Source organism: Marinobacter nauticus ATCC 49840 (assembly GCF_000284615.1).
Classification (GTDB): domain Bacteria; phylum Pseudomonadota; class Gammaproteobacteria; order Pseudomonadales; family Oleiphilaceae; genus Marinobacter; species Marinobacter nauticus.
Window position 1 is genome coordinate 2,630,468 of sequence record NC_017067.1, and the last position, 25,524, is coordinate 2,655,991.

The following is a 25,524-nucleotide window of genomic DNA, read 5'->3' on the forward strand; positions in this document are numbered from 1 at the left end:
CCCCGCACTTATTCTTACTGCACTTGCCACCGGTCTCCTCGCTTGTTCCTTCATAAAAGCGGCAGAACCGGTTATCACCATGCGCGACATCTCGGTGCCCGCCCTTCTGGCGCCGGAGCGCCTGCCAATCTCGTTCTATACCTTCGAACCCGCTGATTTCTGGGCAGAGCCCAGGGATTCCTGGTGGCTGGGAGTCAGCGACTGGGTTATTCGGCAGGAACGTCAGCATGGCCCAACAGTGCAGTCCCTGGGTGCATGGGCGGATCGAACACTGTCCGGCTCTTCCCAGGCGCTGCCAAATAACGAAAGCTACCTGAGACTGGGGTTTGCAGCAGAATCCGAATACAGCGATCCGGCCCAGTTTGAGCCGGAGCTTCGCTTTCGTCTCGATGTCCCCACCGCTGAGGAGAAACTGCGACTGGTAGTAGAGAGTGAAAGCGAGGAACTGATCCCACTAGCGGAGCGTGAGCGGGACAGGCAACTGACAGAGCCAGAGCGAACCGACACTGAAACAACCGGCGCCCTGAGATTTCTGACCGATGTCGGTGATGCCATCAACCTCTCAACCGATATTGGTGGCCGACTGAGGCTGCCACCCGAACTCTTCTGGCGTATGAAAGCGCGCAAGGGCTGGAAAATCGACAACGATTGGGCACTCAATGCCCAGCAACGTTTTTACTATTATCATACCGAAGGCTGGGGGGCTCGCAGTTGGGTTGGTTTAAACCGCTCACTGGGTAACGGCTGGCATTACTACAACTCATCCGAGCTGGAATGGATTCATTCTGACCGCGAATTTGTCGGGGCCCATGTTCACAGCGTGCAGAAACGTCTGAATACCCGGTCGGTGATCACCCCTCGTATTGGCGTGCTTGGCGAGAGCCAGCCAACCTGGCGCACCACAAACTACTTTACAGATATCACATGGCGCTACCGGGTGTATGACGATTGGCTGTTCGCGGAGCTGATTCCGGCCCTGGAGTATCGGCGCGATGACGGGTTTGACGACCAGGCGTCAATCGTATTCCGAATCGAAATGTACTTTGCAGGCACCATTGACCGGGAATGACATCAGAAATGAGCAGACCACTGCATAAAAGCCGGCCCGCCGAGGAAGCTCTGACACTCACACCGATTGCCATCACTCGCTCCTGCTTTCAGGACAAGTTCGGCGTTCCCCGGCAACCCGGCCTTACCCGCCATGCCCACGCGGAACTGGTTATACAAAGTCCCTTTGATCGTGAAGACGCTTTCCGGGGCCTTGAGTCAGCGAGCCATATCTGGCTTACCTTCCAGTTTCATGAAGCCGTTCGCGCCGAATGGCGCCCGGTGGTTCGGCCCCCGAGGCTTGGGGGTAACAAGAAAATCGGTGTGTTTGCCAGCCGATCGCCTTTTCGCCCGAACAGTCTCGGCCTTTCCGTCGTCAGAAACGAAGGGCTCGCTCGCAAAAATGGCGAACTGGTCCTGAAGATCAGTAATCACGACCTGATTGAAGGCACACCGATTCTCGACATCAAGCCCTACCTGCCATTCTCGGATTCTGTCCCGGAGGCATCACTGGGCTGGGCAGACAGCGCGCCGACCGACAGATTGGAGGTGATCTTTGCACCGGAAGCCTCTGACCAGCTAAGCCAGCTTCCGGAGGCCGACTATCCGGATTTCCGCGCCCTGATTGAGGACGTCGTCAGTTACGACCCGCGCCCGTCGTTCCGCCGAGGACGGGATGAACAACGAATCTACGGAGCCAACCTGTTCGACAAGAACGTTCGGTTTCGATTTGTGAACGAAGATTCAATCATGCGTGTGGAAGTGATATCCGTCTGTTAAGATGCACCTTGGTGATTTTGTAGTCGACACAGGGAACTTGTGCCTTGCCTTCAAACCAGTTCTTCAAGCGTTTGGGTTTGCGCCCACTGGCACTGCGGTTGCTTGGGTGGGTGCTGCTGTACAGCCTGATATTGTCACTGGTGGCAACGGGTGTTCAGATGATTGGCGAATTCGAACGCCAGAAATCGGAATTGCAGAGCAGTCAGGAGCGCGCCGCTGAACTTATCGCTGGCGGCATGAGCACCAACCTGTGGGTGATGAATTTCAGCGAAGTAGCTAATAGCCTGGACGACATGCGTTCCATGCCTTTTATTGGCTATGCGCGGGTAATCACGACCACCGGCGAAGAATTCAGTACCGGCTCCTACCCTGAAGGCCGGGTAATTACCCAGACATTCCCCCTCGAATTCAACCGTTCCAGTTTTGACCGTCCGCAACGAGTGGGGGAACTGACCATTGTTTCGTCTATTGAACAGGTATACCAGGATATCCTCGATCGCGCCCTGCTGAATCTCCTGTTCCAGTCCATTGTGGTGATGCTGGGCACATTGGGATTGCTGTTGATTGTACGGGTAGCACTGTCCCGCCACCTGGAAACCATGGCGGACTATGCGGCCAAGCTGAATCTGGATGCGCTTGTTGAACCTCTCAAGCTGCGCCGGCGCAACCCTTCCCGGCCCGATGAGCTTTCAGAACTGGAACAGGCATTGAATAAAATGCGGTTGCAGATTCTCGAGGACACCCGCTCATTAAGGCAGACCACCATCCAGACTCAGGGCGAACGGGACGAAGCCATCCGGGCCAATCACGCCAAGAATCAGTTCCTGGCCAATGTCAGCCACGAGCTGCGTATTCCGCTTCAGTCTGTCCTCGGTTACGCCAATTTGCTGACCGACACGCCTCTGGACCAGGAGCAACGGGAGTATGTGAATACCCTGCTCAATGCCTCGGAAAGCCTGTCTTCCATCATCAATGACCTGCTGGATATCTCCAGCATGGAAGCCGGCAAGCTGGAGCTTGAGGCTATTCCTTTTGACCTGCGCGAAACCCTGAACGACCTGATTCATATGCTTGGCTCCAGGGCCCGGGAAAAAGGTCTGGCCCTGGAAGTACGGGTGGATGAAAACCTGCCCTGGGCGCTGACGGGAGACCCGGTACGCATTCGACAGGTGTTGCTGAACCTGTTATCAAATGCCATCAAATTCACGGATTCCGGCCATGTGCTTATCAGCATTGAGGTTCTTGGCAGAAAAGAAGGCAAAGTGCGCCTACGGTTGGCGGTTGAGGACACCGGGGTTGGTATAAATCCGGAGGACATACCTCTGGTCTACGAGCCCTATGTTCAACTTGGTCAGCGCTTCCAGCGTCAGTTACCTGGTGCGGGGCTTGGGCTCACCATCTGCCGTCAACTGGTCGATTTGATGGGCGGCTCGATGGATCTGGAGAGCCGGCCCGGCGAGGGCTCTACCTTCTGGGTGGAACTGTCACTTCAGGAAGCAACCGACGGCTCCGCCAAGGTGCGGCCGGATTCAAGGCAGGTGCAGGGCCGACGGGTACTGGTCGTTGATTCCTACGAGCTGTCACGCAAGATTACCCTGGAGATGCTATCCCGCTACGATGTTCATATTGATGCCGTCCGGTCAGCCGGGGAAGCACTGACCGCCCTGCGACAAGCCTTTGATGCAGGCATACCCTACGACGCTACGATTCTGGACGGCTTCGTGCCCGACATGGATGCGGATTTACTGTGCCGCCAGGTACGGAGCAACCCGCAATGGACCGAAATGAGGCTTCTGATCCTGTCCTCCAACCCCCAGCGAGGGGACGCCGAGCATTTTCGCCAGGCCGGTGCTGATGCCTTCTTGAGCAAGTCTCTCCGGGAATCCTACCTGATTCCGATCCTGAACCAGCTGTTTACCCATGACACTCAACAGGAACGCCGGTTTCTTACCCGCTTTTCTCTGAAGACCATGGCGGATGCCGGAAGTCGCCAGCGGGAAATCCCTTGCGGTCGGATGCGGGTGCTGCTGGTGGAAGACAATCCCGTAAACCGCACCCTTACCCGGCGATTGCTGGAAAAACTGGGCTGCGAAGTCATGACGGCAAACGACGGGCAGGCCGCATCCTCTTTGTGGCAATGGCACCAGTTTGATGTGGTTTTCATGGACTGCGTTATGCCCCGGATGGACGGCTACGAAGCAACACGCCAGCTCCGGGCCTGGGAAACCAACCATGGTCGCAGCCGGGTACCGGTTGTGGCACTGACAGCCAGCGCCATGGAAGAAGATGAGGAACGTTGCCGCGAAGCAGGCATGGATTCCTTTGTGGCTAAACCTGTCAACCTTGAAATGCTACGGGCAGTGCTGGAACAATATTGTCAGGCTTCTGCAACATCCTGATGAAGCCGCAAGTCACCTGCCCGGAATCATGCCATGAATGTAGAGTGTCCCACCTGTAAGAAATCCGTGGAGTGGAGCGAGGCCAACCCCTGGCGCCCCTTCTGCTCTGAGCGCTGCAAACTGATCGATCTGGGTGCCTGGGCCAATGAGGAGTATCGGGTGCCCGCCGAAAACGCCTCTCCCGATGATCTCGACCAGGGCGGCGAAGTTACCCGTCACTAACGTGTTGGTTGCGAGCCACTTACGGGCTTTTAAGTTGTTAACCACCCGGCAGATGTTTAACATCCGTTGACGTTGAAACTATCGCATATACCGGCAGTTGCGCCGGCCACGCTCTCATAACGACAGCAAAAAAGGTGTACACATGAAGATTACCCGCGTCTCAGCACTGGCACTTTCTCTAGCCGCCGCTCCGGTTCTGGCCAGTGACCTGGATCTGAGTCTGACCAACGATTCGGTCAAAGGTCAGGTTAACTTCTTCGGCAGCCAGGAAGAGCTGCAAATGGGTGCTGGATACACCTACCATGAAGGTAGTCGCCACATTATCAATGCCGATTTCCACGCCCAGGGCCGCACTGCCCTTGGTAACCTGCCAACAACTGCCGGCATCGGCATGCGTGGCGTAGGCTGGGATGACGACGATGTTGATGGCGGTGCCATCGGCCTTGGTGGTTTCGCCACGGTGAACATTCCGACCGTGCCCGGTCTGTCGTTTGGCGGCAGCCTGCACTACGCTCCAAGTATTCTGTCGTTCGGCGATTCCGACGACATGACCAGCGTAGAACTTCGGGGCAGCTACCGTGTCATCCGTAATGCGGAAGTGTTTGCCGGTTACCGTTACCTGAACACAGAACTGGATTTTGCCGGTTCTCCAGATGTGAATCTGGATGAGGGCGTGTTGGCCGGTATCAAGATCTTCTTCTGACCCCTTCGCCTCGGTTACCCGGCGCCTTGCCGGGTGACTGATTCGTGCAGCCATTCACGCCCTGCCCTCCTGATTACTGCTAGTCTGTCCGGACATTTGCAAACCGGACTGCGCTTTCATGAGACTGACAATCCCTTCCATATTGGCTACTTCCTTGTTGCTTTCCGCCTGTGGGGGCGGAGATAGTGCGATTGACGGCGCCAAAGACATCCCCAACCGGTTTGGCAACACTCAGAACGCATTGGATGATTTTAGTTCCGGCAGTACCGGGGATTCCAGCAACGCCCGGGGCCTGAAGCCAAATCAGGTACGGGTTACCATGGAATTACCCGTTAATCTGGCACCTGAGGGCGAGCAAACACGGCGTAACCTTCGTATTGTGATTCCCGATCAGGTTCGGGTTTACCGCACCAACACCAGCGCACAAACCTTTGATGATGTTCGTTACTCCACTGAAAAAGGGACGGACGGCCACTTTATTCTGACCTTTGATAATGGCGTTCCCGTTGGTCCGGATGTGATCATTGAGGCCCGTTATGGCACCGCCACGATGACCGCTCTGGCAGCAGACGCCGACCGGGATGTAAAGGTGAACCCCTTTTCCCATTACCTGGTTACCGAGGTGCTCTGGCGCCGGTACTCCACCAATGATTTTCAGACCGTGTTGGCCTGCGTGGATAACGCGTCGTGCCTGAACAAGTATGTATGGGGAACTCTTGCCGATCAGGTACACGATTTTGAGATTGATATTCCGGAGAACGCTAACGTTACCCAAGCGACCTCTACACTGGCTAACCGGGCTGATTTTGCCAGCTATGTAGCAGATATGGCGGATTACGCACTGCTCGGCCAGGCATCCTCAGACCGTATTTCCGCCAGTGCGGCGGATTACAACTCCGTGTTTCTCGGCCTGGAGTTGGGCCAGACATTTCGCGAATCCAATGTGGCTGGAGCCGGCCAGTGGGGCGTCCGTATGGCTCAGGTAGAGCGGCTGACCGAGGACAACCGCGCCTTTTTGTATCCCGCACTGACGCTCACGTCGTTTGATGCCTTCAACCTGAACATCACGTCTCTGGCCACGGACATACCTTACGATCGCCAAACGCAGATTCACGGTTTTTTCGAGCGGAATAATTCCGGCATTCCAGAGCAGCTCTTTTTCGAGCGCGGGACCGAAACCTGGGAACGAAACAGCCATTCCAGCGCCCCGGGTGCTGCCACACTGACCACCGAAACACCGGCTCGCTTGCTGGCAGGAAGAGCCCTGTACCAAACCATCACCAAACGAAACAGCAGCCTGATCAATGGCTGGACCAGAAACCCGTACTATCTGGATGCCTTTACTTCCGAACCGGTGAATGACCAGAGCGGGCCAGACCGGGTACTGACCAACTATTTCACCGGCGGCAAAGCGATCGCGCTGGAAGATGATAACGGCAAGCTCAAACGCCGGAACATTCTCGAAAACCACTACCTGAGCGTATTCGAGCTACACCTCCAACGTGCGGAGGCATTCCAGATCTCCGATATGGCCGGACAGGCCTATAACGTGGCCTACCTCGCCACCCGCTTCGCCGATGGGGCGCCTGCGACATTCGAAACCGGGCATGGTCAATGGGTATTCGGCTCAGCGAACGATCAGACCCTGAACGGCACCGCCAATGTGGATCAGTTCACCCTGGCCCGCGACGCCTCCGGTGGCGTAGCCACACCCGATACCAGCAACGACACCTGGAATCTGATTAACCGGCGTTCCCGCCTGAGCTCGGGTGATATTTATATGGGGCGGCTGGGGTTGTTCCGCAACGAGATCGACGAACGAACCAACTTCAACGACCCCAACTTTGGCATCCCCGACATGGGCCTGGGGGCGGCAACCCCAAATCAGGATCTGATGGCCTTTAACCTCAATGATGGCACGTTGGGCAGTGGCCTCCTGGTGGCAGGAAAAACGCTCACAGACGGAGCACTGACAGAAGGCACCTATCGGTTACAGGGCGCCATCGTTGGCGTGACCCAGGAGGAAAACCGGCTCTACCACGTGAACAATGCACAGCTGACCCTGGCGAACAGTTCTGCCAGCTTCGAGGGCACAACCATGATGGTGAACCACCTTATCGAAGACAACGAGGTGGTGGCCCCTGAAGAACTGACGATGCAATTTAATGGCAGCTTCACAACAACATTGGAAGGGGGCATTTCGATTACCAGCGCCGGAGAATACGAGATGCGCGGCTTCTATACCGCGGCCGGCAACCAGGTCTTCCTGGTTATCAGCGACGATACCGGCCCGGAAATGAAAACCGGGCTATTGCTCGCAACCCTTGTTGAGGAATCCTCTGCGCCTTAAAACCTGAACCGCGGACAGCCCCGTATAACCTGTTATAATTCAAGCCATATCGATAGTAACGAGGGGTTTATGACTGCAGTTAACCGGGCGCTGATGCTGTTGATGCCGTTGTTTGCGTTTGCTGTTGCGGGTGCTATTTACACACCAACCGCAAGTCAGAACACCCTGCCGGGAGAAGGCGAAGGCGAAGTTACGCTGTCTTCTCTGCCACCGCTTCCAAATTGGGCGAATGAGGGTCTTCCGGACTTCTCAACCTATCAGGACACCACTGAAAAGAAAGTCGCGTTCTTCTCTTACCTCTATCCCAGGATAGTGCTTGCCAATTCCCGTATTCTGCTGGAGCGCGAATATCTCACCACGCTTGAAGGCAAGGATGCTCTGACTAAAGATGAACTCGCATGGCTAACAAGCCAGGGAGATCGACTGCGCATTGAGGCCGAGGCCGGAACTGACCAGCAGTTCGACCTGCTTCGGAAACGCCTCGATGTCATTCCTCCGTCTCTGATCCTGGCTCAGGCAGCGAATGAATCCGCCTGGGGGACCTCCCGGTTTGCGACCGAAGGTAACAATCTCTTTGGTCAATGGTGTTTCTCCCGTGGCTGCGGGCTGGTTCCGCAGAGTCGAATCGAGGGTGCCAATCACGAAGTGGCAAAATTCCCCTCACCTTATTACTCCGTGCGCTCCTACATTCAGAATCTGAACCGTCATCCCACCTATCAAACGGTTCGGGATATTCGACTCGCTGATCGCAAAGCCCAGAAACCCCTGTCTGGGTGGGAGCTTGCAGAAGGCCTGCTTGGCTATTCCGAGCGTGGTGAGGAGTACATAAAAGAGATTCGCGCCATGATCCGTTACAACAATCTGGAGTTCTACGACGAGGAATTCAGAACCCTGCTGGGTGACCGGACCCCTGCGCAGTTTGAACGGCTGGCATCCGCCATTCCGGACACGACGCTCCTGCCCGGTGGATCCGGTGGCCAACTGAGCCCGTTTGAAGGCTAATCCCTGAACCTGACAGATTCGAGATTCTCCGATGCTTGATTTCCTGCCCGCGCCGCTAAAAGGCATCCTTGCGGTGCTGTTGATACTGATCAACACCCTGTTGTTTCTTCCGCTACTGTTGCTGGTAGCACTGGCCAAACTCGTTGTTCCAGTCCAGCCGTTTCGTAAGGCGTGCACTATCGTGCTGAATGCCATTGCCTGGTACTGGATCGGCTTCAACAACACCCTGATGAATCTGCTCCACCGGGTGGAATGGGAGGTCCGTGGTGCGGAAGAACTCAGCAAGGAGCACTGGTATTTTGTCACCTGCAACCATCAGAGCTGGGCTGACATTCCCGCTATTCAATATGTACTGAACAGCAAAATCCCACTGCTGAAGTTCTTCCTGAAAAAGCAGCTGATCTGGGTGCCTTTGTTAGGAGTTGCCTGGTGGGCTCTGGATTTCCCGTTTATGCACAGACATACCAAGGAACAGATCGCCAAACGCCCGGAACTGAAAGGCAAGGACATTGAAGCGACAAAGGCCGCCTGTGAAAAATTCCGGTACACACCAGTGACCATTTTCAATTTTATGGAAGGCACCCGTTTCACCCCGGAAAAACACCAGCGCCAGAACTCACCTTACAAGCATCTGCTGAAACCCAGAGCGGGCGGCACGGCCTTTGTATTTGGCGCCATGGGCGAGATGATTCATACCATGCTGGATGTCACTATCGTGTATCCCGGTGGTCGACCCGGCATCTGGGACTACCTGTGCGGACGGGTGCGCAAGATCGTGATCGATATTCGCACCCGCGAAGTGCCGGAGCGTTTTCTTGGAATGGATTACGAAAACAACCGGGAGGTCAGGGTCGACTTCCAGCGATGGGTAAGTGAGATCTGGGCGGAGAAAGACCAGCGAATTGAAACACTGTTGGCCGAAAACAGCTAACGAATAATCCCTGCGGGGCTGCGGTATTACAGCAGCCCCAGCTCCCGGGCCCGGACAATTGCCTGTGTCCGTGATTTAACATCCAGCTTGGCGTTTATCCTTCTGGCGTGGGTTTTCACGGTATGCAGCGAAATGTGCAATTTGTCGGCGATTTCCTGGTTTGATAGCCCCTGGGCGATCAATTCCAGAACGCCCTGCTCTCGATCACTGATAGGCTCGGCCAGGGGGTCTGCCGCCGGTGCCACGGGCTCACAACCAAACAGCCGCCCAAGCGCTGCGGTGAAGTCCCCGTTATCAAGATGGCGATAACATTTGTCCATCAACGGGCCAAGCTCTTTCATAAGCTCTGCAAAGGGGCTTATAAAATGCTCCCGGCTCGCCTGGGCAACGACGCTCTCCAGCCTCTTCCGGGCGGCAGGAAGGCCTTTCTCGGCTTCCAGCAGAACAGCATCCAGCAAACCCGCATGCAGCTGCAGCCCCCAGGGCATGCCGCCCTCGTATTTCTCTGAGACAGCATCCAGATGTTCCCGGGCTCTCACCAGGTCGCCATTGGCTATATCAGCCCGCACCTGCAAGCAATCCAGCAGGCCTGGCATCATCGGGAAAAGCTCTGGAACACATCCACCTTTACGGTAAGGTTCCAGTTTGGCGATCGCCTGCGTCGCACTGTCGTGTTGGCCTTGAGCCAGCCAACAGCTGGCCTTCAACGCTTCCAGAACCGGTACGTACAGGCTCTCATCCACCTGCCAGGTATGCATGGTGCGCTCTGCCCGGCCCACCCAGACGAAGGCATCATCCATCCGGCCCTGGGCGCGACACATCAGTACCCTCAACGCCATGGCGAGCAGCAACCCGAGATCACGGGTCTGTTCGGCATGACGGGCACAGTTGACCAATAGTCGATCGGCTTCCGTCAGACGCCCCTGATGCCAGAGCACCAGAACCAGATTCAGCTGCAGGCGGGTTTCCCCGATTCGTGCCGGCCGGCTAAGCTCCTGCATGGCCGTATCCAGCCCGGTTCGCAACAGTTGCTCCGCGTGGCGCAGTGCCCCTTTGCCCAGTTCAATGCGGGCATGGGCGTATACCGCCAGGGCCTCGGACCCCGAATCGCCAGCTTCGCGGGCCAGCTTGGAAGCAACGCGATTGGCATCCCGAGCCTCCTGAAAAGACCCGGCCGCACAAAGCGCGCTCGAACGAACAATTTGAGTCACCAACTGCGCCTGGGTCGACATACTACCCATCGCCAGCGCCTTGTCAGCCATGGCCAACGCGGGCTGCACAAAGCCCTCACCGCGCAATATAAACGCCTTCAAAGCGTAGATGCGGCCCTCATGCTCGTTCCGGTCCCGGTCATTGAAGCCTTCAAGAAGCTGCTTTGCCTGCTGGAACTGACCACCAATGGCATGTACCCAGCCGTAAACAATACGCAGCCGGGCGCTTCGCTCCAGCAATTCTGCAGGCAGGTTTTTTCTCAAGCTCAACAAAGAGGCAGTATCCTGGCCCAGTAACAGCGCCTCGGTACTCTCGGAGGCAATGCGCACGACCTCATCGCTATCACCGGCCAGGACCGCATACTTTAATGCTTCCGGGAATTGCTGGCGCTGCTCGAACCATCGGCTGGCCATAAGCATTCGGGTGATGTAGCCCCCCATCACCGGGGTTTGCAGCCAGGCCTGTAGCAATGGGTTCAGGCGATACCACCGGCCCCGGCCAGGGACCGGCTTCAAGGGCAGACCACGATCAGCAGCCTCAGACGGTGGCATCCCCGACTCTGACACGGAAGGCTCGATAGCGAAAAACAACTCATCCGAACAGCTGTCCATCTCGGCAATCGCCCGCAGTGATTTCAACTGAGCGGACCCCAGCTGGGCCGCAATACAGTCTTTCAGGAAACGCTCTACCGAAGGGGTTTCGTGCAGGGCCCGACGCTCCCCGCCCTGTTTCAGCTCCCGCCGATACAGTGCCAGTGGCGTTGGCCAACCTTCAGTCAGCCCGAATAAATGATCAATCGCGACGCTGGTAATCAGGCTGTCGGAGCGCGCCTTCGCAAAAAACTCAAAGGTTTCAGACCGCGAAAACTCCAGAATATCGGGTCCTAGCTTGGTGTAGTTGCCATTCAATTCCAGTGTGTGGCTCTCAAAGGGCACCGGAAGCCGAGAAGCCATAGCAACTGAAAGACCCGAAGGCAGGTGGGTAACCAACTGGTGCAATAAGCCGCTGACTGCCGGGTTGGTAAGATGATGGACATTATCCAGAACCAGCACTTCTCTGACCTCGCGGGCCTGCCGATCCCGATTGACCAGAAGCATCGTCAAATGGTCTTCAAAGGTTCCACCATTCGGCGGCAGTACCTCTGCCAATCCCAATGCCATCGCAAGTATGGAAAGAAAACGGGAGGGAGCGTTGTCCCCGGCGTTCAGGGATATCCAGCGAACATTCACGTCCGGTGCACTGGCCAGCGCACTGACCAGGGCGTGAGTCTTGCCGTAACCTCCGGGTGCTTCTAGCTGTAGCAGTCTACCTGCTTGCAAGGCCTGGCATATCATTCGATCCAGATTCGGCCTCGCCAGGGTATCGTCTGGTACAGATGGCACCCTCAGCCGGTGCTCCATAAGATCCCGCACCAGCTCACCGCTCTGTAGACTGGAGTTCGCGGTCTGGAACTCGTCGTTGGCTGCACAGCCTTCTTTAAAGGATTTCACGCACTGCCCCGTTTGAAACCGGCCGGACGAACGCCCAAACCGGAAAATAAGAGTCTTGCTTAGGCCGAAAACGGCATGGCGTCCTGCATGGGGTACGCCTTTAGTATGAGTCTTGAGGGAGAGGTTAAACCAAAGCAGGTGCTTGCTGCAAAAAATTGACGGGGAAAAAAGAGGTTAGAGGCGATTTTTTAACGCGGAGACACTTACCAACGGCCAAAAAAAAAGCGAGCCGTAAAGGCTCGCTTTTCCTGACAGCGGTGAAACGCTGTTATTAACGGGTTCCAGCGCGACGCAGAGCCGCCGGCGTGTAATCCCGTGACTGACGCTCGACACCGAAGGTGTACGGCTGGTTCTCTTCGTTCGTCAGGCCAAGAGCCAGGTAACGACCGGAGAGCAGATCGTACAGTACTTCGATCGCGTACCAGGGCACGTTCTGATCGTAGAACTGCATTCCGTGGGCTTCAGCGACACGCCAGAGCTCGCCACGGCCATCGTAGTGATCGATAACCGCTGCCTGCCAGGAGTCCTCATCAATGTAGAAGTCACGCTGGGCGTATACATGCCGCTCACCGTCCTTCAGGGTTGCACGCACGTGCCACACACGGTGCAGCTCGTAACGGGTCAGATCCTGATTGATGTGTCCGGCTTTGATGATCTCGTCATAGCTCAGGCTGCGATCCACCAGCTTGTAGGAGTTGTACGGAATGTACATTTCCTTCTTGCCCAGCAGCTCCCAGTTGTAGCGGTCTGGCGCCCCGTTGTACATATCGAAGTTATCAGAGGTACGCATGCCGTCGGCTGCAGTACCCGGACCATCGTAGGCAACCTGCGGAGCACGACGAACCCGACGCTGACCGGCGTTGTAGATCCACGCCCGGCGCGGTTCTTTCACCTGATCAATCGTTTCATGTACCAGCAGTACGTTACCCGCCAGACGCGCTGGCGCAGTAATAGCCTGCTTGAAGTAGAACAGAACGTTGTCGTCTTCACCTGGCTGATAATCGTTCAGGTAAGTACGCCATGTCAGTTCGTCCTGGAACTTGACCACTGAGTAGTCGCCACCAGCTGTAGGAGTGACCTGGCCAACGTTCCGCTGCACCGAACCACCGCGATACCGGGTAATGTGGTTCCAGATAGCTTCGAGGCCGTTCTGGGGAATCGGGAACGGCGTTGCACTCTCGTAATTGCCCAGCCCGTTACCGTCCTGAATCAACTCCACCTTGGTGGCGTTCTCAACGGTCTCATCCATCACTTCTTTCGGGTAAGCCGCCGTACGATGGGTCGGATAGACCGGAATCTTGTAATCGGCGTACTGGCGAATCATCGCCACCTGGCCCGGAGACAGCTTGTCGGCATATTGATCAACATTGCTCTGATCAATGACAAACTCGGGCTGCTCATTCGGGAACGGATTTACATAGATACCGTCGCCCTTGTAGCCCGCCGGCGGAGTTGTTAACCCGCCGGTCCATGCCGGGATGGCACCGCCATTACCAGACTTCTCTGCACCCATCGGGGTCAGAGTATCGCCCAGCTTGGCCGCTTCTTCTGCAGAAACCGCGCCCCAGGCCTGACCGGTAAAGAGACTTGCAGCCAGTACACCTGTGGCCAGTAGTTTCTTGTTTAATTTCATCTAAATTACCTCGTTGAACGAATTCGGTCCGGTTCAGAATGAGTAGGAAACGCTCGCACTCACGAAATCACGGTCGGTCAACTCGTTATACGGTTTGCCACCGAAAAAGTTTGTGTAGCCGATGTTGCCTGTGATCTTGTTCTGATAAACCGCCTGAACGGACAGACCAAGCGCCTTGCTTCCTTCGTTGAAGGCACCACCCGGCTGCGGGGAATAACCTTCTACGTCGTGACTCCAGGCCAGCTGCGGCGACAGGTTAATGCCTGCAAACACGTTCGGGTAGTCCCAAACCAGACGCGTGCGATAACCCCAGGAGAAGTCTGTGGTATAGCCGTCGTTCTCACAGTAGTCCGGGTTCAGATTCAGCTGGGGACAGATATCACCCGCAGGCGTGGGCACCGGACCTACGCCAAAAGTACCGGAGCGCCCATAACGTGCCTCGTCGTAGCCCGGCAGATCGTGTACCCAGGTCATACCCACTTCATTGATCAGGGACAGACGGCTGGCACCCATAACCTGATCGAAGAACTTGATCAGCGTGAACTGGAATTGGGAGACATTGTAACGGTCATAGCCAGAAGCCCTCAGACCGTTGATATCGAAGTCCGCTCCAAGTTCTTTTTGCCGCTGTTGTTGCAAGAGGCTAACAGGCGTCGAATTTGGATCATTAGGGTTGGTTGGCAGTTGCAGACCAGCATAGATCAGCTCAAAAGCGTTCCACTGAAGGGGCACATCCTCACGGAAGCTGTACTCGGCACCCAGTGACCAGCCGCCGGGCGTGGTTGTGTTGATACTGATACCGTAGAGGTCAATGTTCTCCGGGTACTCCATAAAGTACTCAGGGAACCCACCCGCCTGGGGCCCAGGACCATCGTTCAGCACACCGCTGACGTACGGCAGACGGCTGTTGTACTTAATGTAATAGAAGCCCAGCTCGGAATCATTCAGCGCCGGCACATACCAGCGAACCGCCACACCAAACTGGTCCTTTGAGTCCGCTTCTACGTCAGCAAGGCGATTAATGGCGTAACCACCAAGACCAAGTCCATCTGTGGCATCAATCAGTTGACTCTGAGCCTCGCTCACATCACCTGCTGGCCAGATTGGGCCACAGCCATCGGCGACAAAATCGATGGTGGAGAAGAAGGTCCCGCAATCGTCCGGCCGGACCGGCTCCCATTTGGCCTGAACGAAGGCTTCAATGGAGACGTTTTCAGTCACACCGGCAGACATGTAGAACATCTCAACCGGCAGCAGCGCATCCTTCAGCTCAGAGCCCGGAGCACGGAACGCCTGAACGTCTACCGGGTTGATGGTGTTGATACCACCCTGAATAAAGGTACTTTCACCCCAGCTCACCACCTGCTTACCATAGCGCAGGCTCACGGGGATGTTGCCGAAATACCAGTCAGAAAACACATAGGCATCGAGAATTTCGCCGCCTGACGCGTTATCCTTTGCTTTCTCATTGAGCTCTACGTAACGGCGATTCTCATCTTTGAGTTCAAAGTCATACCAGTAACGGCCACGAACAAAACCGCCTACTCGGGTCAGATACTGACTGTCGACTGCGTAATCCAGGAACAGCTCACTGTTGCCCTTGACGATCTTCGAGATGGTATCGCCTTTATCGAAGTTGCGGTTACCGTCGTCATAGTTGTTGGTGGAAGCAGTACCCCGACCATCGTGCGGAGCCAGAAGACGCTTATCAGCTTCTTCTACTCGCCAGGAAGCACCGGCAGATAACGTGGTATTGAACTGAGCCTCAACATCACCCATGTAGAACGAGTATGCTGCTGCCTGGCCGGACACACCGGCGGCTATGGCTACGGCAAGTGGTAACTTGGTCCAACGCTGCCACGGTTGAGTTTTTCTTGTCATTGGAAGGCTACTCCGTTGTTGTTCTGAGTCGCTGCTCGATTGTTCTGGTGTTAGGTGTCCTGACGGCTGTACACACAGTGCCGTGATGATTGCACTATAGCTAAGCCTTTCGGGGGCTTTGATCAGTCAAAAGTATGATTTTGCTGTCACTCTCTGTTCAGCCGGGGCTCGCACTCCCTCACTATAGACAAGATTCAGGAGTGCAACCACCTGTCGTCTTACAGCATTTCGATCGCCATTGCGGTGGCTTCACCACCTCCGATGCAGAGCGCGGCAACACCCTTCTTTTTGCCATAGCGCTTGAGGGCATGCATCAGGGTAACCAGAAGACGGGAACCGGTAGATCCAACCGGATGCCCCTGGGCACAGGCGCCACCGTGAATATTCACCTTGTCCGGATCCAGGCCCAGCTCTTTGATAGGCATCATGGCCACCATGGCGAAGGCTTCGTTGATCTCGTAAAGGTCAACATCGTCCTTGGTCCAGCCGGTTTTCTGGAAAAGTGTCTGGATCGCGCCCACTGGCGCACAGGTGAACTCGCTGGGATGCTGGGACTGAGTGCTATGGGCAACGATCCGCGCCAGGGGCTTGAGGCCACGTTTTTCAGCTTCGGATTCACGCATCAGTACCAGTGCTGAGGAGCCGTCAGAAATGGAAGACGCGTTTGCCGCAGTCACCGTACCGTCTTTGGCAAACGCCGGGCGCAGTGTCGGAATCTTCTCAATGTTGGCGTTGTGGGGCTGCTCATCATCCTCTACCACCACCTCGCCCTTACGGGTCTTGACGGTAACGGGGATGATCTCTTCTTTGAGCAGGCCTTCTTCAATCGCTTTCTTGGCACGATTCAGGGAGGAAATCGCGTAGTCGTCCATTTCTTCCCGGGTATAGCCTTTCTTGTCCGCCATTTCCTGGGCGAAAGATCCCATCAAACGGCCAGTCTCGGCGTCTTCGAGGCCATCCAGGAACATATGGTCCTGGGGCGCCTGCCCAGGCCCCATGCGGTAGCCCTGGCGGGCGCCCAGCAAAATGTGAGGCGCGTTGGACATACTCTCCATACCACCGGCTACCATAATGTCGTTTGAGCCGGCTTTGATCAGGTCATGGGCAAACATGGTGGCTTTCATGCCGGAGCCACAAAGTTTGTTAATGGTGGTGGCGCCAGTACTGTCTGGCAGTCCCGCCTTGCGCATGGCCTGGCGAGCGGGCCCCTGTTTCAGGCCAGCCGGCAGCACGTTACCCATAATGACTTCCTGAATATCGGCAGGCTGCAGGCCGGCGCGCTTCACCGCCTCAGCGATGGCAATTGCGCCCAGTTCCGGCGCGGAAACCGGGGCAAGACTACCCATAAAACCACCCATGGGGGTGCGAACACCGCTCACGATGACAACGTTGTCCTGACTCATGCTGTGACCTCTCTGTTGGTTCTTTATGATTCTGGTTATGGTTTGTGGGGCGCTTCGAGATACTCCTGGGATTGCATTTCCAGCAACCGGGATTCCGTGCGCTCGAATTCAAAGCTCAGGCGCCCGCCCGAATAGAGCTCGGTGATGGGCGCCGCAGCGGAGATAATGACCTTGACGTTGCGGTCGTAGAACTCATCGATCATGTTGATAAAACGGCGCGCCTGGTCGTCCTTGTCGCCACCAAGCACCGGTACATTGCTGACGATAATGGCGTGGAACTGGCGCGCCATTTCGATGTAATCGTTCTGACTCCGGGGGCCGTCACACACGTCTTTGAAGTCAAACCAGACCACATCGTCTGCGTGGGCCTGGGCCGGAATCTTGCGACCGTTGATTTCCATGGTTTTACTGTGCTTCGCCGCTTCGACGGCCAGGGCGTCGAAACTGTTCCGCAAGCTGATATCCGCCTCATCATCCAGCGGACAGTGATAAAGCTCTGCCTGCTCCAGGGTACGCAGGCGATAGTCTACGCCGCCATCCACATTCACCACATCGGTGTACTTCTTTACCAGCTCGATGGCTGGCAGGAACCGCGCGCGCTGGAGGCCATCTTTATAAAGGCCATCGGGGACGATGTTGGACGTACACACCAAGGTAACACCACGACCAAAAAGCCCATCCATCAGCGTGGCAAGGATCATGGCATCGCCAATATCGGAAACGAAGAACTCGTCGAAACAGATGACACGGGTCTCGTCCGCAAACTTTTTAGCCACCATCTCAAGGGGGTTTTTCTCCCCCTTCAAAGCCTTCAATTCGTTGTGAACGCGCTGCATAAAACGGTGGAAGTGCACCCGCATCTTGCGCTCGAATGGCAGCGACTCAAAAAAGGTGTCCATCAGATAGGTTTTACCCCGGCCAACGCCGCCCCAGAAATAGAGGCCTTTAACCGGCTCTTCCCGGCCCTTCTTGAGTTTGCGGCGCAGTTTGGCCAACCCTTTGTTGCGCTCGTTTTCAGCAGCCACCAATTTATCGTACAGTGCCTGCAGGCGTTGGACTGCATCTACCTGGGCGGGGTCCTTGTGAAAATCCGGGCGTTCAAGATCCTTTTGGTAACGCTCCCAAGGGGTCAGGTTCGCAACGGTATCGGAGGACGTAGCTGCAGTCATCAGGCTTCCTGAATAGTTGAGTCGAGTGAAAAATCGGCGCGGTATTGTCGCCTATTTCGCGTTTTTTCGCCACGCCGGGCGGCTCTCGGGGCAATACGACGATTGGCTCAGTGTTTCAGCATGGGCTCAATCGGTTTGGGGCGTTATACTCCGTTTACGGGGATTGGCTCACTTCCAGGCAATATAAGGACGATTTTCATATGACAAACCTGATTCTGGCGGCAGTTGCCGCGTTGGTAGTTGGCATTGTCATCGGGATTCTGGTTGGCCGTTCCGGCCAGGGAGCAACGTTACGGCAGCGCCGGGCGGAGCAGCAGATTGAAGAGCTGCGCAGCGAGTTTACGCGCTATCAGGCCCAGGTGAACGAACACTTTATGGAATCCGCGCACTTGTTGCGCCGGTTCAACGACGCCTACCGGGATGTGAACCAGCATATGGCTCGCGGCGCCAACCGTCTGTGCAATGACGAAGACTGGATGGAAGAGCTGGATCAGAAATCCAAGGGCAGACTGGAGCATGGCAGTGATGGCGAGCCTTCAGAACCCCCCAGGGATTATGCACCCAAGGCCGACCCTGAGGCCAAAGGCACGCTTGCCGAGGACTACGGCCTGGACAAGGGCGAGAAGCGCCCGGCTTGATTCGAAATCAGAGGCTGCGCCACGCGCAGCCTGACAACGATCTTCATACCGGATTATCACAATCGATGAAACGGTGTGTAACACCAAACGCCTCAGCAATCGCCGCCCCTAACGCCTGCACTCCATAACGCTCTGTCGCGTGATGGCCCGCCGCAAAGTAATGAATGCCGCATTCCCGGGCGGTATGAGTTGTCGGCTCCGAGATTTCACCACTGATGTAGGCGTCTACGCCCGCCTCCAAAGCAACGTTGATAAAGCCCTGAGCGGCGCCCGTACACCAGGCGACGGTTTTGATTTTGTCTGCCCCTGCACCAACGTGCAACGGCTGCCTGTGCAGAGCCCGAGCCATCTCTAACTCAAACTTTTCTACTGACAAGGGCTCCGGCAACTCACCCTGCCAGACCAGCCCCCCCAGCGGCCTCGGATTCTGGATTCCGAGCACTTCCGCCAGTTGCCGGTTGTTGCCATACTCTGGATGATCGTCCAGTGGCAGATGGTAGGCGACGAGGTTGATGTCGTTGTCCAGCAACTGCTTGATCCGGTTTTTCTTCATGCCGCGGATGGCCTGATCTTCGCCTTTCCAGAAGTAGCCGTGGTGGACAAGGATCATGTCTGCGTTCTGTTCGACTGCTGCGTCGATCAGTGCCTGCGATGCCGTCACTCCCGTCACGATAACGCCTACGCTCTCCTTACCCTCTACTTGCAGCCCATTGGGAGCATAGTCCTGAAAATTATCGGGCTGGAGCCATTCGGCTATTTTAACGAGGATTTCGTTTCTAAGGGCCATGACACCTCTCCTGCTCTATCTGACTCATGATCATCGTAAGCTGGCGTGCACTCAGTTCAGCGGTGACGGGCGGGAGGGGCTTTCCGGAAATTTCGGAGGCCATGGATGGCCGGAGAGAAGCGCACAGGGATGTGCTTGTAGCGGTTTCCGGGAAGCCCCTCCCGCCCGTCACTACCACCGAAGTTCTGCACGCCAGCTGGCTCAATGCTTAGCGAGCCCGCCCTTTGGGAGCAAGGCCTTACAGCACACCGAGACCTTTTATCAGAGCATTGTTCTGATCGCTCGTACCAATCGTGATGCGCAGAAAATCGCTGATTCTTGGCTTATTGAAATGCCGGACAATAATGCCCTGCTCCCGAAGCTTCGCCGCAATCGCAGCGCCTTCATGGCCGGGATGGCGGGCAAAAACAAAGTTTGCCTTGGATGGCAGCACCTCAAAACCAAGCGTTTCCAACTCCCTGGTCACCCGCTCGCGCTCGCGGATCACGCCACTGCAGGAATCCTCGAACCACTGTTTGTCCTCAAACGCAGCCACGGCACCAGCCAGAGCCAGACGGTCCAGCGGATAGGAATTGAAGCTGTCTTTGACACGGTTGAGAGCCTCGATCAGATCTTCATTACCAACCGCAAAGCCAACTCTCAGGCCAGCCAGTGAACGGGCCTTGGAGAGGGTCTGGCACACCAACAGGTTCGGGTACTGGTTCACCAGACGAATCGCCGTCTCGCCACCGAAATCAACATAGGCTTCATCAACCACTACCACGCTATCCGGGTTGGCCTGCAGGATATCCTCTACGTGCCCAAGTCCGAGGTAGCGTCCCGTCGGCGCATTCGGGTTCGGGAAGATAATGCCGCCGTTGTCACGCTTGTAGTCGTTCGGATCGATCTCAAAGCTGTCAGTCAATGGAATGACCGCACTTTCGATCTGGAACAAGCCACAATACACAGGGTAGAAGCTATAGCTGATGTCCGGAAACAGGATCGGCTTGTCGTGTTTCAGCAGCCCCTGAAAGATATGCGCCAGCACTTCATCGGAGCCGTTGCCAACAAACACCTGTTTGGGATTGATTCCAAAATCCACGTGGTATTCGGCAATGGCATCTTTCAGGGCCTGGCCTTCCGGGTCCGGATACAGGCGCAGGCTGTCATTTAACTCTCTCTGAATGGCTTCAATCACTTTTGGCGATGGGCCGAACGGGTTTTCATTGGTGTTCAGCTTCACCAGATTGGCCATTTTCGGCTGTTCACCCGGCACGTAGGGCTTGAGTTCACTGACCAGGTCGCTCCAGTACTTACTCATTGATCCGGTACTCCGCTGAACGTGCGTGTGCAGTCAGACCTTCGCCACGAGCCAGAACCGATGCCACCCGCCCCATACGATCGGCGCCCTGAGCGGTAAAGCCAATAAGGGAAGAGCGCTTCTGGAAATCGTACACACCCAGAGGTGAACTGAATCGTGCGGTGCCGCTCGTTGGCAAAACGTGATTCGGGCCTGCGCAATAGTCACCCAGGGCTTCGGCCGTGTGCCTGCCCATGAAAATCGCGCCGGCGTGGCGGATGTCGTCGAGCATGGCCTGCGGGTCTTCCACTGAGAGCTCCAGGTGCTCCGGCGCAATCCGATTACTCACTTCTGCGGCTTCTTTCAGATCTGCCACCTGAATCAGTGCACCCCGTCCCAGCATGGAGGTGCGGATAATTTCTTCTCGCTCCATGGTCGGCAGCAGCATATTGATACTGGCTTCCACCGCATCCAGGAAGTCTGCGTCCGGGCTGACCAGAATGCTCTGGGCCTGCTCGTCGTGTTCGGCCTGAGAAAACAGGTCCATGGCGATCCAGTCCGGGTCGGTCTTGCCGTCACAGATCACCAGTATCTCCGAAGGGCCGGCAATCATGTCGATACCGACAACTCCGAATACTTCGCGCTTGGCGGTGGCCACGAAAATGTTACCGGGGCCGACGATCTTGTCGACAGAGGGCACGGAGTCCGTGCCATAGGCCAGCGCAGCCACGGCCTGGGCGCCACCGATAGTAAACACGCGGTCTACCCCGGCAATGGCGGCCGCTGCCAGCACCATGTCATTCACCACACCATCCGGGGTCGGCACCACCATGATAACTTCAGAGACACCAGCGACTTTGGCCGGAATCGCATTCATCAGTACCGACGAAGGATAGGCCGCCTTGCCACCCGGCACGTACAGACCGGCGCGATCCAGCGGCGTTACCTTCTGGCCCAGCACGGTTCCGTCTTCGTCCTGGTATTGCCAGGATTGCTGATTCTGGCGTTCGTGGTAGTCACGGATGCGTTCCGCCGCTTTTTCCAGACCCTCACGCTGATCCTGGGGAATTCGGTCCAAAGCTGCCTGCAAACGGCTTTTATCCATTTCCAGCTCAGCCATGGAGCCAACGTCCAGGCGATCAAACTTGGCCGTAAACTCCAGCACCGCCGCATCGCCCCGGGTCTTCACCTCGTGCAGGATATGCCGAACCGACTCATTCACCTGATGATCCACACTGTCGTCCCAGGCCAGCAGCTGGGCCAGCGCACTGTCAAAGTCGCTCTGGGTGGTGTTCAGTCTGGTGATTCTGTCGGTCATTTTTCAGATCCTGTCTTGGAGTAACACTACGAATCGCGGCGTCGTTCAACGGCCGCGGACATCTTCTCGATTATGGGGTTTATCTGGCCGTGTTTCATCTTCATGGAGGCCCGGTTAACCACCAGTCGGCTACTGATGTGGTCAATCAGTTCTCTTGGCTCCAGCCCGTTGGCCTTAAGGGTATTGCCGGTATCCACGATATCAACAATCTCATCGGCCAGGTTCAGGATCGGTGCCAGTTCCATGGCCCCGTAGAGCTTGATGATATCGGCCTGCCGGCCCTGAGCCGCATAATAGCGCCGGGCCAGGTTGACGAATTTGGTGGCAACACGAATCCTGCCTGCCGGTGGCTGCTCGCCTTTTTTGCCTGCGGTCATCAACCGGCAACGGGAGATGTTCAGATCAAGCGGTTCGTAGAGGCCGTCGCCACCGTGCTCCATCAGAACATCCTTACCAGTAACGCCCAGATCCGCGCCACCATATTGAACATAGGTGGGCACATCGGTCGCCCGGATGATCAGAATCCGCACGTTCGGGTCGGTGGTGGGAAACACCAGTTTGCGGGACTTTTTCACGTCGTCGACAAGCTCAATGCCCGCTTCCGCCAGCAGCGGCAAGGTTTCTTCCAGAATGCGACCCTTCGACAAGGCGATGGTGATGGAATCTGTCATGTATCCTTCCGGGTTCCCGTTGGTCAAATTCAGGCTGGCAGACGGCGGATGCTGGCACCCAACAGCTGCAATTTCTCTTCAATGCATTCGTAACCGCGGTCAATGTGGTAAATGCGGTCGACAATGGTATCGCCGTCTGCCATCAGACCGGCGATCACGAGGCTGGCTGAGGCCCGCAGATCGGTTGCCATCACCGGAGCACCGGTCAGGTGTTCAACGCCCTTGATGATGGCCGCATTACCTTCAAGGGTAATGTCTGCACCCATCCGGATCAGTTCCTGCAAGTGCATGAAGCGGTTTTCAAATACGGTTTCGACGATGGTTCCGGAACCCTCGGCGACCGCATTCATGGCCGCAAACTGAGCCTGCATATCCGTTGGGAACGCCGGATACGGCGCGGTCCGCAGGCTGACAGCCTTGGGCCGCTTGCCTTTCATGTCCAGTTCAATCCAGTCCGGGCCGGTCGTGATGTGCGCCCCCGCCTCTTCCAGCTTGAGCAGCACCGCTTCCAGGATATCTTCCCGGGTATCTTTTACTTTCACCCGACCACCGGTCGCAGCCGCCGCCACCAGGTAGGTTCCGGTCTCGATCCGGTCCGGCAACACGTTGTAGTGGCATCCGTGCAGGCGCTCCACACCATTGATTTCAATGGTCGCGGTACCGTGGCCTTTGATATCGGCACCCATGGCGATCAGGCACTCGGCCAGATCCACCACTTCCGGCTCACGGGCCGCGTTTTCGAGGATGGTTTTACCCTCGGCGAGCGCAGCTGCCATCATCAGGTTTTCGGTACCCGTTACGGTGACCGTATCCAGGAAAATGTGGGCGCCCTTCAGCCGGCCATTGGTCTTGGCCTTGATGTAGCCATTCTCCACCTTTATGTCGGCACCCATCATTTCCAGACCGTGGATGTGCAGGTTAACCGGTCGGGTACCGATGGCACAGCCACCCGGCAGGGAGACTTCGGCTTCGCCAAAATGTGCCACCAGCGGGCCAAGCACCAGTATGGAGGCGCGCATGGTCTTTACCAGCTCGTACGGTGCATGGAAGTGCTTGATGGTGTTGGCGTGCACTTCAACACTCATCTTTTCGTCAATGAGCAGCTCCACCCCCATGCGACCGAGCAGCTCGATCATGGTGGTAATATCGTTCAGGTGCGGCAGGTTGCCGACGGTAACCGGCTCATCCGCCAGCAGTGTCGCCGCCAGAATGGGCAGGGCCGCGTTCTTGGCACCGGAAATGCGAATTTCGCCGTCCAGGGGCTTTCGACCCCTGATCAATAGTTTGTCCACGGTAATTATCCTGTTCGGTTCAGGCGCCGGCCTGCTGATCGGCCCACTCGCTCGGGGTAAAGGCTTTCGGGTGAAGGGCGTGAATGGTGCCGTCCATGACATGCTGGAATAGCACCTTGTTGATCATTTGCTGCCGTTTGATGGTGGGCAGTCCCTCAAATACGTCACCCACCACCACAACAAGATAGTGGTTGCCATCAACCTGTACCTGAACCTCGCAACCGGGCAGGGCTTCTTTGACAAGTTCGGTAACCTGGGCGGCGTCCATAAGGATTCCTCGACTAAGTTGAAATCAGGGGCGGAATTGTAACCAATTCCCGGGCGCCGGTCAGCTGTGCTCGGCAAATCCGGGAATCTGATCCTGAAGATTACTGAGTGCGGCCAGAGAACGAAGTCGCTCACTGGCGCCTGTGAAGGAGAGATGGCAATGTCGGCTTAACGCCAGACGCTGCCAACATAAAAGCATCGAAAGCACCACACTGTGGGCGGTGCCAAGCCCGGACAGATCAACCTCAAGCGTCCCATCGGCCTGTCGTATTTCCTGTTCCCCCTGCTTGCGCAGCGCCAGGACCGTGTCGGCATCGACATCGCCGGTTACGCGAAGAGTTTTGCCGTTCCGGACGATGCCCGGCAACCGATCACTCATGAACGATCCACCTGCTCGTCCAGATTCAGGGCCTCAACCGCGTCACCCCAGCCGTCAATGACCGCCTGAACCTGGCCGCGATTCTCTTCCATTTCCTGGGCAAAGCGATCCCGGAAGGCAAGGCCGATGTTCACGCCCTCTACGATGACGTTTTCCATCATCCAGCGGTCGTCACCTGTCCGGTACATTGAGTAAGTGACCGGATAACGGTTGCCGGAGGCACTGATCAACTCCATTTCTACCGAAGCGCGATCCTCATTCTGAGGAAGGATGGTGGCTTCCTTGACGATGATCTCGAAATCTTCCGCAGAAACCAGGGCCTGGGCATAACTATCAAACAGGCTGCGCTTGAACTTCTCGACAAAAGCATCCCGCTGCTCTGGCGTGGTCTGGCGGGCATATCGACCCATCACCCGGGCAGCAATCCGGCGAAAATCGACAAACTCCTGAAGGGTTTCATCCATGCTGGCATAAAACGCCTCAGGATCCTTTTCGTACAACCCTTTCTCGGCATTGAGCTTCTGCACCAGCTTCTGGGTATTCTCGTCCACGTAACGCTTCAGATCCTCCTCCGGGCCGGCCCAGACCTGGCCCACCATCAGGGCGACCATGGCAATCATCAACGTCAAACGGTGTTTCAGGACACTCATTAGTTTCTCCTGTGCATGGCT

Annotated in this window: 22 protein-coding genes; 9 read left to right on the forward strand and 13 right to left on the reverse strand. The window is 56.3% G+C overall.

The window, feature by feature from the left end; genetic code table 11:
* Positions 1–79: 79 nt before the first annotated feature.
* From MARHY_RS12245 to yihG, 8 genes are all read left to right on the forward strand, one after another.
* Positions 80–1,069 carry a hypothetical protein gene (locus tag MARHY_RS12245; RefSeq protein ID WP_014422085.1) on the forward strand — a complete coding sequence of 330 codons (990 nt, stop codon included), beginning with the start codon at positions 80–82 and terminating at the stop codon, positions 1,067–1,069.
* Positions 1,070–1,077: 8 nt separating this feature from the next.
* Complete coding sequence (tsaA, locus tag MARHY_RS12250) at positions 1,078–1,827, forward strand: tRNA (N6-threonylcarbamoyladenosine(37)-N6)-methyltransferase TrmO (protein WP_014422086.1); 750 nt, start codon at positions 1,078–1,080, stop codon at positions 1,825–1,827.
* 44 nt (positions 1,828–1,871) lie between these two features.
* A complete protein-coding gene (locus MARHY_RS12255) occupies positions 1,872–4,226 on the forward strand; it encodes a hybrid sensor histidine kinase/response regulator (RefSeq protein WP_014422087.1) in 2,355 nt (784 codons plus the stop codon).
* Between the two features lie 33 nt (positions 4,227–4,259).
* Positions 4,260–4,448, forward strand: coding sequence for a DNA gyrase inhibitor YacG (gene yacG / locus MARHY_RS12260; RefSeq protein WP_014422088.1), 189 nt, complete (start codon positions 4,260–4,262; stop codon positions 4,446–4,448).
* Positions 4,449–4,590: 142 nt separating this feature from the next.
* A complete protein-coding gene (locus MARHY_RS12265) occupies positions 4,591–5,151 on the forward strand; it encodes a YfaZ family outer membrane protein (protein WP_014422089.1) in 561 nt (186 codons plus the stop codon).
* Between the two features lie 118 nt (positions 5,152–5,269).
* Positions 5,270–7,501 (forward strand): hypothetical protein, encoded by a 2,232-nt coding sequence (locus MARHY_RS12270; protein ID WP_014422090.1) that lies wholly within the window; start codon positions 5,270–5,272, stop codon positions 7,499–7,501.
* A gap of 69 nt (positions 7,502–7,570) precedes the next feature.
* A complete protein-coding gene (locus MARHY_RS12275) occupies positions 7,571–8,503 on the forward strand; it encodes a glucosaminidase domain-containing protein (RefSeq protein ID WP_014422091.1) in 933 nt (310 codons plus the stop codon).
* A 31-nt stretch (positions 8,504–8,534) separates the two neighbouring features.
* Positions 8,535–9,434 (forward strand): 1-acylglycerol-3-phosphate O-acyltransferase, YihG family, encoded by a 900-nt coding sequence (yihG, locus tag MARHY_RS12280; RefSeq protein WP_014422092.1) that lies wholly within the window; start codon positions 8,535–8,537, stop codon positions 9,432–9,434.
* 26 nt (positions 9,435–9,460) lie between these two features.
* Here the strand turns inward: yihG and MARHY_RS12285 are convergent, their stop codons facing one another.
* The 5 genes from MARHY_RS12285 to zapE form a co-directional block, all read right to left on the reverse strand.
* Positions 9,461–12,136 carry a LuxR C-terminal-related transcriptional regulator gene (locus tag MARHY_RS12285; RefSeq protein ID WP_014422093.1) on the reverse strand — a complete coding sequence of 892 codons (2,676 nt, stop codon included), beginning with the start codon at positions 12,134–12,136 and terminating at the stop codon, positions 9,461–9,463.
* A gap of 271 nt (positions 12,137–12,407) precedes the next feature.
* Entirely contained in the window at positions 12,408–13,769 is a 1,362-nt protein-coding gene (locus MARHY_RS12290; protein WP_014422094.1) for a DUF1329 domain-containing protein, read from the reverse strand.
* A gap of 33 nt (positions 13,770–13,802) precedes the next feature.
* Entirely contained in the window at positions 13,803–15,650 is a 1,848-nt protein-coding gene (locus MARHY_RS12295; protein WP_014422095.1) for a DUF1302 domain-containing protein, read from the reverse strand.
* A 218-nt stretch (positions 15,651–15,868) separates the two neighbouring features.
* Complete coding sequence (locus MARHY_RS12300) at positions 15,869–17,053, reverse strand: thiolase family protein (protein ID WP_014422096.1); 1,185 nt, start codon at positions 17,051–17,053, stop codon at positions 15,869–15,871.
* Positions 17,054–17,088: 35 nt separating this feature from the next.
* Positions 17,089–18,186 carry a cell division protein ZapE gene (gene zapE, locus MARHY_RS12305; protein WP_031210185.1) on the reverse strand — a complete coding sequence of 366 codons (1,098 nt, stop codon included), beginning with the start codon at positions 18,184–18,186 and terminating at the stop codon, positions 17,089–17,091.
* A 236-nt stretch (positions 18,187–18,422) separates the two neighbouring features.
* On the opposite strand from zapE, the gene MARHY_RS12310 reads away from it, so the two are divergent.
* On the forward strand, positions 18,423–18,860 hold the full coding sequence (locus tag MARHY_RS12310) for a Z-ring associated ZapG family protein (protein WP_011786143.1): 438 nt from the start codon (positions 18,423–18,425) through the stop codon (positions 18,858–18,860).
* Positions 18,861–18,903: 43 nt separating this feature from the next.
* Here the strand turns inward: MARHY_RS12310 and MARHY_RS12315 are convergent, their stop codons facing one another.
* From MARHY_RS12315 to MARHY_RS12350, 8 genes are all read right to left on the reverse strand, one after another.
* Positions 18,904–19,647, reverse strand: coding sequence for a Nif3-like dinuclear metal center hexameric protein (locus MARHY_RS12315; RefSeq protein WP_014422097.1), 744 nt, complete (start codon positions 19,645–19,647; stop codon positions 18,904–18,906).
* Between the two features lie 238 nt (positions 19,648–19,885).
* Complete coding sequence (hisC, locus tag MARHY_RS12320) at positions 19,886–20,947, reverse strand: histidinol-phosphate transaminase (RefSeq protein ID WP_014422098.1); 1,062 nt, start codon at positions 20,945–20,947, stop codon at positions 19,886–19,888.
* Positions 20,940–22,244, reverse strand: coding sequence for a histidinol dehydrogenase (gene hisD, locus MARHY_RS12325; protein WP_014422099.1), 1,305 nt, complete (start codon positions 22,242–22,244; stop codon positions 20,940–20,942). The genes hisC and hisD overlap by 8 nt, the downstream gene beginning before the upstream one ends.
* Before the next feature lie 26 nt (positions 22,245–22,270).
* Entirely contained in the window at positions 22,271–22,915 is a 645-nt protein-coding gene (hisG, locus tag MARHY_RS12330; protein ID WP_011786147.1) for an ATP phosphoribosyltransferase, read from the reverse strand.
* Between the two features lie 29 nt (positions 22,916–22,944).
* Positions 22,945–24,207 carry a UDP-N-acetylglucosamine 1-carboxyvinyltransferase gene (murA, locus tag MARHY_RS12335; RefSeq protein ID WP_011786148.1) on the reverse strand — a complete coding sequence of 421 codons (1,263 nt, stop codon included), beginning with the start codon at positions 24,205–24,207 and terminating at the stop codon, positions 22,945–22,947.
* A gap of 19 nt (positions 24,208–24,226) precedes the next feature.
* Positions 24,227–24,475, reverse strand: a complete 249-nt coding sequence (locus tag MARHY_RS12340; RefSeq protein WP_014422100.1) for a BolA family protein — start codon at positions 24,473–24,475, stop codon at positions 24,227–24,229.
* A gap of 60 nt (positions 24,476–24,535) precedes the next feature.
* Complete coding sequence (locus MARHY_RS12345) at positions 24,536–24,853, reverse strand: STAS domain-containing protein (protein ID WP_014422101.1); 318 nt, start codon at positions 24,851–24,853, stop codon at positions 24,536–24,538.
* Positions 24,850–25,503, reverse strand: a complete 654-nt coding sequence (locus MARHY_RS12350) for an MlaC/ttg2D family ABC transporter substrate-binding protein (RefSeq protein WP_014422102.1) — start codon at positions 25,501–25,503, stop codon at positions 24,850–24,852. Before MARHY_RS12350 ends, MARHY_RS12345 begins: the two co-directional genes overlap by 4 nt.
* Between the last annotated feature and the right edge of the window lie 21 nt (positions 25,504–25,524).

Coding starts and splice junctions, on each gene's coding strand:
- MARHY_RS12270 (WP_014422090.1), top strand. CDS start 5,270: ATGAGACTGACAATCCCTTCCATATTGGCTACTTCCTTGTTGCTTTCC.
- MARHY_RS12290 (WP_014422094.1), bottom strand. CDS start 13,769: ATGAAATTAAACAAGAAACTACTGGCCACAGGTGTACTGGCTGCAAGT.
- MARHY_RS12315 (WP_014422097.1), bottom strand. CDS start 19,647: ATGGCCCTTAGAAACGAAATCCTCGTTAAAATAGCCGAATGGCTCCAG.
- MARHY_RS12275 (WP_014422091.1), top strand. CDS start 7,571: ATGACTGCAGTTAACCGGGCGCTGATGCTGTTGATGCCGTTGTTTGCG.
- MARHY_RS12295 (WP_014422095.1), bottom strand. CDS start 15,650: ATGACAAGAAAAACTCAACCGTGGCAGCGTTGGACCAAGTTACCACTT.
- hisG (WP_011786147.1), bottom strand. CDS start 22,915: ATGACAGATTCCATCACCATCGCCTTGTCGAAGGGTCGCATTCTGGAA.
- hisC (WP_014422098.1), bottom strand. CDS start 20,947: ATGAGTAAGTACTGGAGCGACCTGGTCAGTGAACTCAAGCCCTACGTG.
- MARHY_RS12310 (WP_011786143.1), top strand. CDS start 18,423: ATGACAAACCTGATTCTGGCGGCAGTTGCCGCGTTGGTAGTTGGCATT.
- MARHY_RS12245 (WP_014422085.1), top strand. CDS start 80: ATGCGCGACATCTCGGTGCCCGCCCTTCTGGCGCCGGAGCGCCTGCCA.
- tsaA (WP_014422086.1), top strand. CDS start 1,078: ATGAGCAGACCACTGCATAAAAGCCGGCCCGCCGAGGAAGCTCTGACA.
- MARHY_RS12340 (WP_014422100.1), bottom strand. CDS start 24,475: ATGGACGCCGCCCAGGTTACCGAACTTGTCAAAGAAGCCCTGCCCGGT.
- yacG (WP_014422088.1), top strand. CDS start 4,260: ATGAATGTAGAGTGTCCCACCTGTAAGAAATCCGTGGAGTGGAGCGAG.
- MARHY_RS12345 (WP_014422101.1), bottom strand. CDS start 24,853: ATGAGTGATCGGTTGCCGGGCATCGTCCGGAACGGCAAAACTCTTCGC.
- MARHY_RS12300 (WP_014422096.1), bottom strand. CDS start 17,053: ATGAGTCAGGACAACGTTGTCATCGTGAGCGGTGTTCGCACCCCCATG.
- MARHY_RS12265 (WP_014422089.1), top strand. CDS start 4,591: ATGAAGATTACCCGCGTCTCAGCACTGGCACTTTCTCTAGCCGCCGCT.
- hisD (WP_014422099.1), bottom strand. CDS start 22,244: ATGACCGACAGAATCACCAGACTGAACACCACCCAGAGCGACTTTGAC.
- yihG (WP_014422092.1), top strand. CDS start 8,535: ATGCTTGATTTCCTGCCCGCGCCGCTAAAAGGCATCCTTGCGGTGCTG.
- MARHY_RS12350 (WP_014422102.1), bottom strand. CDS start 25,503: ATGAGTGTCCTGAAACACCGTTTGACGTTGATGATTGCCATGGTCGCC.